At 70.8% G+C, this 14,175-nt stretch carries 11 protein-coding genes; 3 read left to right on the forward strand and 8 right to left on the reverse strand.

All coding sequences use genetic code 11. The features are described 5' to 3' along the window. Positions 1-132: 132 nt before the first annotated feature. The 8 genes from ACIRD8_RS04550 to ACIRD8_RS04585 form a co-directional block, all read right to left on the reverse strand. Positions 133-2,253, reverse strand: a complete 2,121-nt coding sequence (locus ACIRD8_RS04550) for a discoidin domain-containing protein (RefSeq protein ID WP_403987252.1) — start codon at positions 2,251-2,253, stop codon at positions 133-135. 304 nt (positions 2,254-2,557) lie between these two features. Continuing rightward, entirely contained in the window at positions 2,558-4,927 is a 2,370-nt protein-coding gene (locus tag ACIRD8_RS04555; RefSeq protein WP_403985924.1) for a family 43 glycosylhydrolase, read from the reverse strand. Then, on the reverse strand, positions 4,924-6,435 hold the full coding sequence (locus ACIRD8_RS04560) for a sulfatase-like hydrolase/transferase (RefSeq protein ID WP_403985926.1): 1,512 nt from the start codon (positions 6,433-6,435) through the stop codon (positions 4,924-4,926). The genes ACIRD8_RS04555 and ACIRD8_RS04560 overlap by 4 nt, the downstream gene beginning before the upstream one ends. Beyond that, the gene (locus ACIRD8_RS04565) at positions 6,432-7,415 is read right to left on the reverse strand and encodes an aliphatic sulfonate ABC transporter substrate-binding protein (protein WP_403985929.1); all 984 of its coding nucleotides are present in this window, start codon (positions 7,413-7,415) and stop codon (positions 6,432-6,434) included. Before ACIRD8_RS04565 ends, ACIRD8_RS04560 begins: the two co-directional genes overlap by 4 nt. A gap of 48 nt (positions 7,416-7,463) precedes the next feature. Then, positions 7,464-8,243, reverse strand: a complete 780-nt coding sequence (locus ACIRD8_RS04570; protein WP_403985931.1) for an ABC transporter ATP-binding protein — start codon at positions 8,241-8,243, stop codon at positions 7,464-7,466. Beyond that, on the reverse strand, positions 8,240-9,073 hold the full coding sequence (locus ACIRD8_RS04575; RefSeq protein ID WP_403985934.1) for an ABC transporter permease: 834 nt from the start codon (positions 9,071-9,073) through the stop codon (positions 8,240-8,242). The genes ACIRD8_RS04570 and ACIRD8_RS04575 overlap by 4 nt, the downstream gene beginning before the upstream one ends. Next, positions 9,070-10,284, reverse strand: a complete 1,215-nt coding sequence (locus tag ACIRD8_RS04580) for an ROK family protein (RefSeq protein WP_403985937.1) — start codon at positions 10,282-10,284, stop codon at positions 9,070-9,072. The genes ACIRD8_RS04575 and ACIRD8_RS04580 overlap by 4 nt, the downstream gene beginning before the upstream one ends. A gap of 66 nt (positions 10,285-10,350) precedes the next feature. Then, positions 10,351-11,331: a formylglycine-generating enzyme family protein gene (locus ACIRD8_RS04585; protein WP_403985940.1), complete on the reverse strand. Its 981-nt coding sequence runs from the start codon at positions 11,329-11,331 to the stop codon at positions 10,351-10,353. A gap of 259 nt (positions 11,332-11,590) precedes the next feature. Here ACIRD8_RS04585 and ACIRD8_RS04590 point away from each other — a divergent pair, with 259 nt between their 5' ends. The 3 genes from ACIRD8_RS04590 to ACIRD8_RS04600 all read left to right on the forward strand — a co-directional run bounded on the left by ACIRD8_RS04590 (position 11,591) and on the right by ACIRD8_RS04600 (position 14,170). Further along, positions 11,591-12,214: a hypothetical protein gene (locus tag ACIRD8_RS04590; protein WP_403985943.1), complete on the forward strand. Its 624-nt coding sequence runs from the start codon at positions 11,591-11,593 to the stop codon at positions 12,212-12,214. Between the two features lie 119 nt (positions 12,215-12,333). After that, positions 12,334-13,035, forward strand: coding sequence for a class F sortase (locus ACIRD8_RS04595; RefSeq protein ID WP_403985946.1), 702 nt, complete (start codon positions 12,334-12,336; stop codon positions 13,033-13,035). Positions 13,036-13,132: 97 nt separating this feature from the next. Beyond that, positions 13,133-14,170, forward strand: a complete 1,038-nt coding sequence (locus ACIRD8_RS04600) for an MDR family NADP-dependent oxidoreductase (RefSeq protein WP_403985949.1) — start codon at positions 13,133-13,135, stop codon at positions 14,168-14,170. Positions 14,171-14,175 lie beyond the last annotated feature (5 nt).

The raw sequence follows: 14,175 nt of genomic DNA on the forward strand, positions 1-14,175 counted from the left end.
AGGCACCCGTGGCCGACGTCGACGTGCTGATCGCGGGCGCGGGCTCCCCGGGACGTGACGCGGGGCCCGGCAAGGAGTGACCGCCGGGCCCCGCGCCGTCCGATGAGCCGACTCCGCTCATCTCATCCCGACTCAGGGAAAGGACACCACCTGGGACGGGATGGTCGACGTACCGGACGTCGGTGACCCGGTGTTGTTGATGACGTGTTCGTACTGGCCCTGGCCGCCGAGGGAGACGACGAGCAGGTCGTGGAACTTCACCCCGGGCTTCACCGGGGCCTGGAAGCCGTGCTGCTGGCGGATGGTCGGGTCGACGTTGAAGTAGCAGTAACTCCCCATGCCCCAGCCCTCGTGGGTGGTGACGGAGTCGGCCACCTTGTAGGCGGCGTAGCCCTTGATGTCACCGTTCTGGATGGCTGCCTGGTTGGGAGCGTCGTACGCCTTCTCGTTCTGGAAGAAGATCGTCTTGCCGTTCTCGCCGTTCCACTGCACGTCGTACTTGTTGAAGTGCTCGACGAACAGCCCGGTGGCCAGGACGTCGTCGCCGTTGACCGTCAGCCCGTAGTCGGACCGGTTGGTCTCCCAGCCCACGCCGTCACCGTGGTCGGCGCGCCACAGCCAGGTGTGGTCGATGATCGTGTCGTCGCTGTTGACCACCATGCCGGTGGTCGCCTTGCCGGCGCCCGCGCCGCCTACCCGGACGAACACGTCCTGGAGGCTGGTGGGGTTGGCCGAGTGATCGGCCGACGCGCCCTCGGGGCCCACCTGGACGAGCACCGAGGAGTTCTGCGTACCGGCGTCCACGAGGAGTCCGGCGAGCTTGACACCGTCGACGTCACCGACCTTGATCGCGGTGACCCCGTTGTCCGGGATGATCGTGGCGAGGCCGAGGCCGAGCGCGACGGTGTTCGCGCGGTTGATCTCGATGGGCTCGTTGACGTGGTAGATGCCCGGGGTGAACAGCAGGTGCAGGCCCTGGCGTACCGCGGCGTTGATGGTCTGCGCGGTCGCACCCGGCTTCACCACGTAGAACTGGCTGAGCGGGATGGACTCGCCCTGCGGGGTTCCGTTCCAGGAGACACCCCGTGCGTTGGTGCGCTTGGCGGGGACGAACACCTTGTAGTCGTTGCCGTCGAGGTAGAGGAAGGGCTTCTCGCGGGAGACCGGGGTGTTGTTCAGGGTCGTGTACGGCGGCTCCGGGAAGCTCTGGGCGGGTGCGCCCTCGACGCCGGAGAACGTCATGTTCCAGACGCCGTTGCCCCAGCTGCCGATCGAGCTGTCACGGGTGTACCACTGCTGCTGCGAGTAGGGGCCGACCTGGCCGTCGATCTTGCTGTCGGCGATGTAGCCGCCGCTCGCCCAGCCGTAGCCGTTCGGGGCGAGGTTGAGGCCGCCCTTGACGTGCATGCGGCGGAAGGGGGCGGCCTGGGAGACCGCCCAGCGGTTGGTGCCGTTCACCGGGTTGAGGGCGAGGTTCTCGGCCGAACGCCAGAAGTTCTGGGTGGCGTTGCCGTTGAACCAGCCGGCGTCCACGGTGACGTCGCCGTTGAAGGTGGTGTCGTCGGGCTTGAGTCCGAGCCCGGCGATGGAGGTGTAGAAGCCGATCTGGGCGTTGATGTTGTTGTACGTGCCCGGCTTGAACATCAGCGCGTAGCGGCCCGTGCCGAACTGCGCGGACTCCTGCTGCTTGAAGATCTCGTCGACCTTGCCCTGGATGTTCGGGGTCGACGGGTCGAAGACGAGGACGTTCGGGCCGAGGTCACCGCCGCCGGGGATCTGCGGGTCGCCTCCGCCGGTCGTGCCGAACACCTGGAACTCCCAGAGCGAGTGGCCGTATCCGGTGGCGCGTGCGGTGCCGGTCAGCCGGACGTAGCGAGCGGTGCCGGAGACGTTGAGCGTCTCCGTGCCGCCGGGGCCGGTGGTGGTCGAGTAGGCGGTGCTCCAGCTGCTGTTGTCCGAGGAGAACTCGATCCGGTAGCCGGTGGAGTAGGCCGCCTCCCAGCGCAGCACGATCTGGCTCACCGAGGCGGCGGCGCCGAGGTCGACCTTGATCCACTGGGGGTCGGAGAAGGCGCTCGACCAGCGCGTTCCGTTGTTTCCGTCCACCGCGGCGGCAGCGGGGGTGCCGTCGTTCTCCTGGCTGGAGGCGGTGACCGTCTTCCCCTGGGAGAGCAGCGCGGGTGCGGCGCTCGCGGGGACCTGCGGGACGAAGGCCAGGAGCGAGAGGACGAGACCGGCGATGACGGCCAGCAGGGCGCCGCGTCTTCCGGTCGGGGCGGCAAAGGGTCTGTGGAGGTTCGGAGGTGCGTACAAAGGGGTCTCCTGAGTCGTGGGGCGGGTACACGACGCGCACAGCCAGAGAGCGCTCTCTCCGGCTGTGCGTGATACTCCACCCTTGTTACGAACGCGTCAAGAGATGTGCAACACCAGATGTATCAGGGCCTGTTGGCGACAAGAACTAATGGCGGCGATGTGGTGATGACCCCTCCGGGGCGCCCTACTCGGTGACGGAGCGTGAGATCTGACAGGGCCTGGGTTCAGGAAATGGCGGCTGGTCTCAGGGCGCGGCGTACGTCCGTACGTAGTCGAACTCCGCCGTCGCACCCGACCGGTTGTGGGAGACGAGGCCGATCCTCAGATCGCCCCGTACCGGCAGGGTCCACACGCCGCTCACGGACCAGTGGACGCCGTCGCGGCTGGTGGACGCGCGTACCTCGTGCTCCCCGTGCGCGGTGTCGCGGTGGTACGCCATCCGCAGCCACATCGTGTCGGCCGGCGGCCCCCCGAACATCGGGGCGTTGGCCACCGCCGTCGGGGGAGTGGTCGTGGGGCGCTCGCCCTCCTTGCCGAACTCGCTGACGTCGAGCACCGCGCCGTCGCCGTTGGTGAGCGGCAGCACCGAGTGGACGAGCTTGAACCACCGGTCGTCGTTCTCGTACAGCACGAGACCGGCCTGTTGTGCCGCCTGACCGGGAGCGAACCGCATCTTCGTCTCGACCGTGAAGTCGCCCTTCGGTGCGTCCCGCAGCAGCACGGACGCGGTGTTGGTGCCCAGATGGAGCTCGGCGTCCTGCGTCGGCCAGGAGAGCGCACCGCCGGACATGGTGACCCCCGCGGACGGCCCACGCACCCACCGCCAGGGGGAGGTGGTGCCCGTGCCCGGGACCGTCGCGGTGTCGAACTCGTCGCTGTGTTCCCGCAGCAGACGCCCCGGCGGATCGAGGGCCACCCTCTTCTTCACGGGCCGGTACAGGGCGGCCGCGCCTACGTTGTCCGCCGCCGCACCCGCACCTCGTGCGGCGGCACCCACCGCGCCCTTGCGCACGGCGGCGGCCGGCAGATCACGTGACTGCGTGGCCACCGGGTCGCGGAGCCGGTCGCCCGTCACCTCGGCCGTCAGCCGGGTGCCGCGCAGCTCCACGGACACGTTGTTCCAGGTGTTCCAGGAGAACCCGGCGGGCAGTGCGGTCACCTGCTCACCACGGCTCCTGCCGCCCACGCGTACGTCGGTGACGAGCGCGCCGCGCGCCCGGTCCAGCCAGGCCACGACCCGGTTGCCGGGGTCCCGGTAGGCGACGGTGAGCCCCGCCGCACCACCTGCCTCCGTGACCCTCAGGTCCGCCTCGGCCCGCAGGTCCGCCGGGGCGCGCCCGTCGGCGACGAGATACGCGGCGCTCGCCCCGGAAGCACCGGGGGTGTGCACGGCGTGGCCCCGCGCGTCCGGGTCGGTCGCGGCGGACCAGCCGGAGGTGCCCTCGCCCTCCGCGTGCCAGCCCGACAGACCGCCGTCGTTGAAGGTCCCGCCGGTCGCCCACGAGGTCACCGGCGCCGCGGTCGGCCCGTCCGACGGCCCCGCGCCGGCCCGTACGACCGGCCAGCCGTCGATCCAGTCGAGCCGGTCGATCAGCATCGGGCGCCGGGTCAGCTTCAGGGTGCCGTTCGACGCCGGGGCGAGATCGGGCGACTCGGCGGGGATGCCGTGGTAGACCAGCCAGTCCTGACCCGCGAGGTCCGTCTGGAGGGAGTTGTGACCGGGCCCGATCCACCGGTTGCCGTTCGCCCCGACGACCACACCCGCCTTGCTGGTGAGGGCCATCAGATCGGTGCCCTCGTCATCGGTGAACGGGCCGGTGGGGCTGGTGGACCGCCCCACCTTCACCTGGTAGCCGCTGTACGCGCCGTCGCAGCAGCCGGCATCCGAGTAGAAGAGGTAGTAGAAGTCGTCGCGCCGCACGACGAAGCCGCCCTCGACGCGCCGGCCACGGGCCACCTGCGTGACCTCGCCCTCGGTCCTGGAGAGGTCGGCGTTCAGCTTCGCGACACAGATCGTGTCGTAACTGCCCCAGTACAGATAGGGCGTTCCGTCCGTGTCCGTGAACTGCGCCTGGTCGATGTTCCCCGCCGGGCAGCCGCTCGGCGAGGGCAGCACGGCGCCCCGGTCGGTCCAGGGGCCCGTCGGGGTGGCGGACGTGACGAGGCCGACGGTGTTGCGCCCGGGTACGGAGTAGTAGAGGTAGTAGCGGCCGAGGGCGTAGCGCACCTCGGGCGCCCACAGCCGCGAACCCTCGTGCCAGGCCGGCTTGTTCTCCGGGGTGAAGACCTCGCCCGCGTACTCCCACGTCACCATGTCCGCCGAGCGCAGGATGGGCAGCATGCGCTCCCCGTCCTCACCCTTGCTCTGCATGACCGGGTTCTGGGTGCCGTAGGCGTACCAGAGGCCGTCCTTGCCGCGGATCATCGCGGGATCGGGGAAGGTGTCGACGGCCCCGGTGGACACCGGGTTGGTGTACGTCGGCGGGGAGGCCGGACGGCTCGGCGCGCCCTGCGAGGGGGCGGAGGCGAGGGTGACGAGCCAGACCAGGGCAGCCACTGCGGCCGCCCACCGGGGAAGGAAGCGGGAGGGGGCCGTCCTTCGCGTGCGTCTCATGGGGTCTCCGCGAGTGTTCCGCCCGGTTCCGCGGCCGCGGTCCAGGTCGTGTCGTGGGTCTCGAAGGCGCTGAGGCTCGGGTCGTGGTCGGAGGCGCCGATGTCGTACATCGACGTCATCCAGTGGTAGAAGTTGTCGCCCCTGTCCCGCAGGAGCACGTACAGGCGCCGCATCAGCCGGGCCCGCACCGCCTCGAACTCGGGGTGCGTGTAGCGGTTGCTCAGCTCGTGCGGGTCCGCCTCCAGGTCGTACAGCTCGTTGACCGACTCCGGGTTGACGACGAGCTTGTAGCGGTCGTCGCGGATCATCCGCTGCGGGTAGGGGAAGTGGTGGCCGTGGAACTCCGCGACCAGCTCGCCCGGCCACCGCGGGTGTTCGCCCTTGACCAGCGGGACCAGGCTGCGGCTGTCCACCGCCGGGGACGGGTCGCACCCCGCCAGTTCGAGCAGAGTCGCGGTGCAGTCGGTGAGGCTCACCAGCTCGTCCCTGACCTGCGGGGCGGCGCCGGGGATCCGGATGATGCCGGGGATCCGGTAGATGTCCTCGTACATCGCCGGGCCCTTGTCGTGGAGCCGGTGGGCGCCGGTGAACTCGCCGTGGTCCGCGGTGAAGAACACGGACGTGTCCTCGCTGAGCCCCAGCTCGTCGAGGCGGGTGAGGATGCGCCCGATCTGCTCGTCGATGAGGGTGACATAGCCCCAGTAGACGGCGATCAGCTTGCGCGTCGTCTCGATCGGGATGGTGTCGAACGCCCAGTGCGCGCTGTAGTTGCGCTGCACCGGCGGTTTGCCCTCGAAGGTCTCGGCGATGGACGGCGGCAGCTCGACGAGCTCCGGATCGTAGAGGTCGAAGTAGGCGTCCGGGAGCAGATAGGGCAGGTGCGGGCCGAAGAAGTGCGTGGCCAGGAAGAACGGCTCCTCGCCGGCCGCGTACCGCTCCAGGTGCTCGATGGCACGGGTGGCGAGGTAGTGCTCGAACGTGGCCTCCACCGGCTGGTGCAGCCGGGCGGCCAGCAGGTTCCCCGGGTTCCCGCCCGGGGCCATGCCCCGGATCGGCTCGGAGATGCGGTACGGCGGCAGCCCGCGCTCCTCCAGGTACGCCAGGTAGTCCGGATGGTCGACGGGGTTGTGCCAGCCCGGCAGGTCCGGGCCCTCGAAGCCGTACGATGCGGCGTTGCGGTGGGTCCCGCCGTGCCACTTGCCGATGAGGCCCAGCCGGTAGTCGCGCTCCGCCAGGGCCGCGGGGAAGGTGAAGGCGTCCTCGCGCAGATCCTCCAGATACCCCACGTTGCGCTCGTAGTTGGCGAGCAGCCGGTGCCGGAAGGGCGCCTGCCCGGTGAGGAGGCTCGCCCGCGCCGGGGTGCAGATCGCGGTGGGCGTGTAGAAGCGGTCGAAGCGCGTGCCGGTGGCCGCCAGCCGGTCCAGGTTCGGCGTGGCGACATGCGGGTTGCCGTAACAGCCGAGGGTGTCCACCCGGTGCTGATCGGTCATCAGGAACAGCAGGTTCACTTCTTGTACGCCTTCGTGTAGAGGTCGCCCTCGTAGTACGTGTCCACCGCCGGGGCCTTCATGAGCTGTCCCGTGCCCACGAAGAACTCGCCGAGCCCGTCCAGCCAGCCGTCCACGGTGCCGTCCTCGGTCCTGGCGACGAGATCGGCCGTCGACATGGTCTCCACATTGGCCGCGTCCGCCGCCACCTTGTCGCGGTCGACCTTCAGCAGCGAGGCGGTCACATCGATGGACTCGTCGGGGTGCGCGGCGCGCCAGTCATTGGCCTTCTGGAGGACCTTGACGACCTTGGCGTTCAGCTTCTCGTCGCCCCCGGCGGGCGCCACGAACGCGTTGGGGAACGCCCGGTCCTTGAAGTCCGCCGTACTGGCGACCTCGTTGAGCTTCGGCTTCTTCGTCTTGATGGTGTCGATCAGCGGATACCAGAGGCCCGCCCCGTCGATCTGCCCTGAGGCGAACGCCGAGACGACCGTGGACGGATCCATCGGCACCTTCTCGATGTCCTTCTCCGACATCCCGGCCTTCTGCAGGGCCAGATCGAGCACCATCGCGCCGGAGGTGCCCTCGGGCACACCGACCTTCTTGCCCTTGAGGTCCTTGATGGAGGTGATCCCGGGCTGGGCTATCACCCGGTCCGCGCGGCCCAGCGTGTTGATCGCGACGATCTTGGCCTTGCCCGAGGCGGGCAGCCACAGGGCGCCGGGGCCGATGTAGCCGAAGTCGAGGTTGCCCGATCCGAGTGCCTGGATCTGGAGCGGGCCGTTGGTGAACGTCGAGTACTCGGACTTCAGGCCCTGTTCCTTCCACAGCCCCTGCTCGTCCGCGATGGCCAGCAGGCTCGCGCCGTTGTAGTCGCTGATGTAGCCGAAGCGGACGGTGGAGGTGCCGTCGGACGACGAGTCGTTCGAGCATCCGGTGACGGAGAGTGCGAGGGCGGACACGGCGACGGCCGCCGTCAGGGCGCGCTGAGGTAGACGCATGGCGCTGGGTTCCTTACGGGAGTTCGGGGAGCGGGTGAAGGTGGTGTCTCAGGCGGCCGTGGCGGCCGGGGTCTGGTGGTAGACGGAGGTCCACACGGCGTTGCGGATCCGGGCGAACTCGGGGGAGAGCCGGATGGTTTCGGTACGCGGATAGGGCAGGTCCACCTCGATGACCGACTGGATCCGGCCCGGCCGCGCGGCCATCACCACGACGCGCCGGGCGAGATAGACGGCCTCGTCCACGTCGTGCGTGACGAACAGGACCGTGCGCCGGTCCCGGCTCCAGGTGTCCAGGAGCTGGTCCTGCAGCTGGACCCGGGTCAGCGCGTCCAGAGCGCCGAAGGGCTCGTCCATCAGCAGCACCTGCGGATCGACGGCGTAGGCACGAGCGATGGCGCAGCGCTGCTTCATCCCGCCGGACAGCGTCTTGGGCAGCGCGTCGGCGAAGTCGGTGAGACCGACCAGCTCGATGGCACGCTCCGCCCGGCGCCTGCGCTCGGCGGCCGGTACGGACGCCAGCTTCAGCCCGAACTCGACGTTGCCGCGCACGGTCAGCCAGGGGAACAGCGCGTACTGCTGGAAGATCACCCCACGGTCCGGCCCGGGCCCGGTGACCGGCTTCCCGTCGACGAGGACCTCGCCCGAGGTCGGGACGGCGAGCCCGGCGGCCAGATTGAGCAGGGTGCTCTTGCCGCACCCGGACGGTCCGACGACGGTGACGAACTCCTCGTCACCGATGTCCAGCGACACCTCGTCCAGGGCGGTGAAGGTGCTGTTCTTCATCGGAAAGGTCCGGGAGACGTTCCGGAAGGAGATCTTGGCGTTCATCGGGTCTCCTGCCAACGGGTGAGGCGTCGTTCGGCGAGCAGCAGCATCCGGTCCATCAGCAGGCCGAGCAGACCGATGGTGATGAGGCCGACGAAGATGGTGGGGAGGTCGTAGTAGAGCTGGGCCTTCTGCATCTGGTAACCGAGGCCCTCCTGAGCGGCGATCAGCTCCGCCGCGACCAGGGTCCCCCAGGCGGAGCCCAGCCCGATCCGCATCCCGACGAGGATGAACGGCGCGGAGGCGGGCACGACCACCTTGAGGAAGATCGTCCCGTCCCGGGCCCCCAGCACCCGCGCCGCGTCGATGAGCGTCCTGTCGACCCCCACGACGCCCTGGAAGGCGGCCACGACGCTGGACAGGAACGCCGCCAGGAAGATCACGAAGATCTTGGGCGTCTCGCCGATGCCCAGCAGCACGATGGCCAGCGGGATCATGGCCAGCGGCGGCACCGTGCGGAAGAACTGGACGTACGGCTCCAGCAGTCCGCGCGCCACCGGGTACCAGCCCATCAGGAAGCCCACGGGCACGGCCAGTAGGGTGCCCAGCGCGAAGCCGGTCAGGACCCGTCGCAGGCTGGCCAGCGCGTCCTCGGCCAGCGTGCCGTCCGCGATCAGCTCACCCGCCTTGTCCGCCACGGCCGCCGGCCCGGGAAGCGCCTGGATCCCGAGCGAGGCCAGCCACGCCCACAGTCCGACGCCTGCCACCAGGGCGACCAGGTTCAGGACGAGGGCGGGGATACGGCGGCGGCCCTTCCGCCGGGGCTCGCGGGCAGGTCCCGTGCTGTCCCGTACGGGTGCGGCCCGCTTCACGGGTGTCTCCGTGGAACTCATGTGGCGTCCTCGGGAAGGTCGTCGCCGCCCGGACCCGGGTAGCGGGCGAGCAGCGGGGATTCATGGAGGGCGAGGGCGACCCCGCCGAGCGCGCCCCCCGCCTCACCGAGACCGGCGGGCAGCAGCGTCACGCGCCCACGGGCCAGCGGCATCACATGGGCGTCGAGCGCCTCCCGTACGGGTACGAGCAGCGCGTCGCCCGCCCGGGCCAGCTCACCGCCCAGCACGATCACACCGGGGCCGACCGCGTTGACGACCCCCGCGAGTACGACGCCGGTCCGGGTCCCCGCGGCCCGCAGGACCTCGTGGGCCGCCCGGTCACCGTTCCCGGCCGCCCTCAGCAGGGTCGGGACGTCGTCCGCACGGCCGCCCAGCGCGCGGTAGGAGGCGAGGACGGGCCCGATCGACGCGATCGTCTCCAGGCACCCACGGCCCCCGCACTCGCACGGCCCGCCCTCGGGGTCGGCGGTGATGTGCCCGAGCTCGCCCGCCAGGCCGTCGACACCCCGGTGGAGCGAACCGTTCACGACGAGGCCGCCGCCCACACCGTGCGAGAGCCGCAGGTACAGCACGTCCTGGCTCGCCGCCGCCGCCCCCCAGGTGGACTCCGCGAGCGCCGCGAGCCGGGTGTTGTTGTCCAGCAGGACGGGGGCCCCGAAGCGCTTGCCCAGCAGTCCCGCCAGGGTCGCCAGCGGTTCCTCCGGGGCGTCGCCGGCCGTGCGCACCGGGCCGACCAGGCCGACCCCGACCGCACCGGTCGTGCCGAGGGCGGACAGCCGCAGGGTGCCGCCGGCCAGCGAGGCGACGAGCCGCTCGGCCAGTTCGACGCGCCGCTCCCAGGAGAGCCCGGGGGCATGGGCCCGGCTCGCCGAACCGATCACCTCGTGCGCCACGTTGGCGGCCGCCACATGAACGGCGCGGCGGGCGAAGTCGATGCCGACGGCCTGGCCGGCTGCGGGGTTGAGCGTGAGGTGCTCCACCGGACGGCCGCGCCGGCGCGGACCGGGTTCCGCGGCGGCCGCCACGACGGCCCCGCTCGCGACCAGGGTCCCGACTATGTCGTACAGCGTGGTGCGTGACAGCCCGGCCTGGCGTCCGAGTTCGGCTCGGCTCTGTGGCCCGTGCCGGCGCAGCAGACCGAGTACGCGTTCCTCGTGCCCGCGCCTCAGCCGCGAGAGAGGTCCACCGTGTGAGTGCATGGCGCCCAGCATGATGACCGCGCGATTTTTTAGTCAATGACCCGGAAAAATATTCATGTTGCCGCAATGACAGCGGGATCAGGCCGTGCGTACGCAGCGGAAGCCGAGGTTCCCCGCGGTGCTGTCCGGCGTGTTGCGGGTACGGGCGGCTACCCGGTACCGATTGCAGTACGAGCGGTGGCAGAGGTACGAGCCGCCCCGCATCACCTTGGCGTCACCCGAGCCCGGACCGCGCGGATCGCTCCGGCGGGCCGTCGCGTGGGTGGTGCCCCACCAGTCGTGGCACCACTCCCAGACGTTGCCCGCCATGTTGTACAGGCCGAAGCCGTTCGGCTCGTACGCGCCGACCGGGCCGGTGCCCGCGTAGCCGTCCTCGGCGGTGTTCTTCGTGGGGAAGTGCCCCTGCCAGATGTTGCAGCGGTGCTCACCGCCCGGGGTCAGCTCGTCGCCCCACGGGTAGCGGGCCTGCTCCAGGCCGCCCCGGGCCGCGTACTCCCACTCGGCCTCGGTCGGCAGCCGGGCGCCCGCCCAACGGCAGTACGCGCGCGCGTCGTTCCAGGAGACGTGCACCGCGGGATGGTCCCCACGGTCCCCGACCCCGCTGCCGGGACCTTCGGGCGTGTCCCACCGGGCGCCCTCCACCCCGCACCACCACGGCGTGGAGTCCGGACGGCCGGCGCCGCGCCGGAGCGCGGCCGGCAGGAACCCGGCGAAGACGTACGACCAGCCGAAACGCTCGGCCTCGGTGACGTACCCGGTGGCCGAGACGAACTCCGCGAACCGCTGGTTGCTGACCGCGTGCGCGTCGATGCGGAAGGCGGAGACCCGCACCTCGCGGACCGGGCCCTCACCGTCGTCGCGGAACCCGTCCGGATCCTCGGACCCCATGAGGAACGACCCGCCGGGGAGCAGCACCATCCCGTCACCGGCCCCGCGCGCGACGGACGTCACGGCGGCGTCCTTCTCCTGTCCTGCCTGGTCGGAGGGGGTGTTCCCGGACGGGCCGTCAGGCCTGCCGCGGCCGGGGGAGCAGCAGCCGGCCGGTGCGATGTCGTTCATGCCGTGATCCTACGAGCACCCCTGCGGCGCCCCTACACCGATGATCGTCGGCGCCCAAACCTCCCCTCGGCGTGGCGTGCCGTCCAACGGGTGACATCTGGCTCCCTGTCACACGTTGAGCCCACCGCATCGCTCGAATGCGGCCTCCCCGAGTGGTGGGCCCCCGGTTTTCAGCTGACGGTGGATCACGTCGCACCCGTGATCCGATGAGCCGACAACCAGCCGGCCAGCGCGGGGGTGGCGAAAGGACTGTGTATCCATGCGCTCTGCCCGCACCCTGTTCGCATCGGCCGCCGTCACGGCGGTCCTCGCGGTCTCCGTCCCCGCCGCATACGCCGTGACCTCGGCGGACGACTGGGACAAGGACAGCGGTTCCTCCGCCAGCAGCAACGACGACCGTGAGAAGCCGGACTCCTGGAAGCACGACAAGCCCGAGGGCGGTGTCCACGCGGGTGGCGGTGCGCTGGCCCGTGTGTCGTCGGACGACTGGCAGAAGGACAAGGAGAAGGACTCCGGTTCCGGCAGCAACGACGACCGTGAGAAGCCGGACTCGTGGAAGCACGAGAAGCCGGAAGGCGGTGTCCACGCGGGTGGCGGTGCCCTGGCCGCCGTGTCGTCGGACGACTGGGAGAAGGACAAGGAGAAGGACTCCGGCTCCAGCTCCGACTCCGGCGGCTGGGAGAAGGACAAGGAGTCCGGCTCCGGCGACAGCGAGAAGACCTGGAAGCACGAGAAGCCCGAGGGCGGCGTCCACACCGGCGGTGGAGCGATGGCGCTCTCCGGCAGCGGCCTGGCCGCCGGCTCGGTGCTGATGCTCGGTGGCCTGGGTGCCGCCGCGTACAAGCTGCGCCGCCGCAACGCCTCGGGTGCCGCGGCCGTCTGACAGGCGCCCCGCAACACCGCATGAATCCTGTCGTGGCCGCCGCCCTCCCCGGGGCGGTGGCCGCGCCGATTTTCCCCGTACAGCCGCCCGTCCCTCCCGTACGCGAAAGGCGCATGCGCATGGCCGCCCCGCAGCCGTCCGAACCAGCCCCCGAGTCCCCAGCCCTCGGCCGTTCCCTGCTGTGGCCCGTCGCGGCGGTCGGGCTGGGCTTCCTCCTCGTCTACAACTCCTTCGACGCGTCGGCCGGAGTGCCGCCGGCACCCGCCGTGGTGTCCCTCCCCGCGGCCACGGCATCCGCCTCGCCCACCCCATCGGCAACCCGGTCCGCCACTCCCTCCGCCGCTCCGCTCGGGCTTCCCCCGTCCGAGCCCGAACGGATCTCGATCAAGTCGATCGCGGTCGACGCCCCCTTCACGCCCCTGTCGATCGGTCCCTCCGGGCAGCTGGACGCGCCGCCCGCGAACGACGCGAATCTCGCGGGCTGGTTCAAGGACGGAGCCACGCCCGGCGAGCGCGGCACCTCGGTGGTGGCGGGGCACGTCGACACCAGGACCGGCCCCGCCGTGTTCCTGCTGCTCAGTGCGCTCAAGGCGGGCAATACGGTCGACATCACCCGCAAGGACGGTGTCGTCGCCACGTTCAAGATCGACACCGTCGAGACCTTCAGCAAGGCTGATTTCCCGGACAAGCGCGTGTACGCCGACGCCGGCACCGCACAGCTGAGGCTGATCACCTGCGGCGGTGTCTACGACAAGAAGAAGAAGGACTACGAGGACAACGTGGTGGTCTTCGCCCATCTGGCCTCCGCCAAGAAATCCTGAGGCGCTCCGGCCCTTGCCCCTGACGCATGGGTGAGGGCTTAGCGTCCGGGTGCTTCCGGCCGCCCGGGCCCGAAGCACCCGGACGAGGAGCCCGCCCATGACCGCACGCCCCGCCCTGCCCCCTGTCTCCCGCGAGGTACGGCTCGCGGCCGTACCCGAGGGCCTGCCGCGCCCCGAGCACTTCCGTGTCGTGGAGCAGCCGCTCCCGCGGCCGGGGGAGGGGGAGGTGCTCGTACGCAACACCTACTTCCAGGTCTTCCCCGCCCTGCGCACCCTCGTCGGCGGAGGGGTGGAGGGTGCGCCCTTCCCCGGTCTGGGCCCCGGTGACGCTCTGTTCGGCCCGGCCGTCGGGGAGGTCGTGGCGCGGCCCGGCACCGCCGGACCGCCCGTGGGATCGCTGGTCTCGCACTTCCTCGGCTGGCGGGAGTACGCGGTGGTGCCCGCCGCGGAGTGCGTACCGCTCGACGACGGCGCACTCCCCGACCCGGCGGCCCATCTCTCCCAGGGCTCCCTGGCGTACACGGCGCTCACCCGGGTCGCCGAACTCCAGCCGGGGGAAACCGTGTTCGTGTCGGGCGGGGCGGGCGGAATCGGCTCCGTGGCGGGCCGGACCGCCCGGTTGCTCGGGGCCGGACGCGTGATCGGAAGCACCGGCTCGCCGGCCAAGGCCGAGCGGATGACGGATGCCCTCGGATACGACGCCGTCGTGCTGAGGGACCCGGAGCACACCTTCTCCGACCGGCTGGCGGAGGCGGCCCCCGAGGGTATTGATGTCTTTGTCGACATGGTCGGGGGTGAGCAGCTGCGCGCGGCCGTACGGGCGGCGCGGCCCGGCGCCCGGTTCGTGCTCATCGGGACTCTGGCGGGACAGCTGTCAGGAAAGGGCGGCGGCACCTCGGCGCCGGTCGAGATCGACACGTTCCAGCTGGTCGTCAAGCGGATCACGATGCGGGGGATCTCCGGCCTCGACCACCCCGAGGTCCGTGGCGAATGGACCCGGAAGTTCGGCGCGTGGCTGCGCTCCGGTGAGATCACCTTTCCGCACGTAAGGATCGCGGGCATACACAACGCCCCCGCCGCGTTGCAGGAGTTGATGGACGGGCGGCACCTCGGCACGGTGGTGGTCGAGCTGTAGCACCA

This window comes from Streptomyces sp. NPDC102451 (genome assembly GCF_044765485.1).
GTDB lineage: Bacteria > Actinomycetota > Actinomycetes > Streptomycetales > Streptomycetaceae > Streptomyces.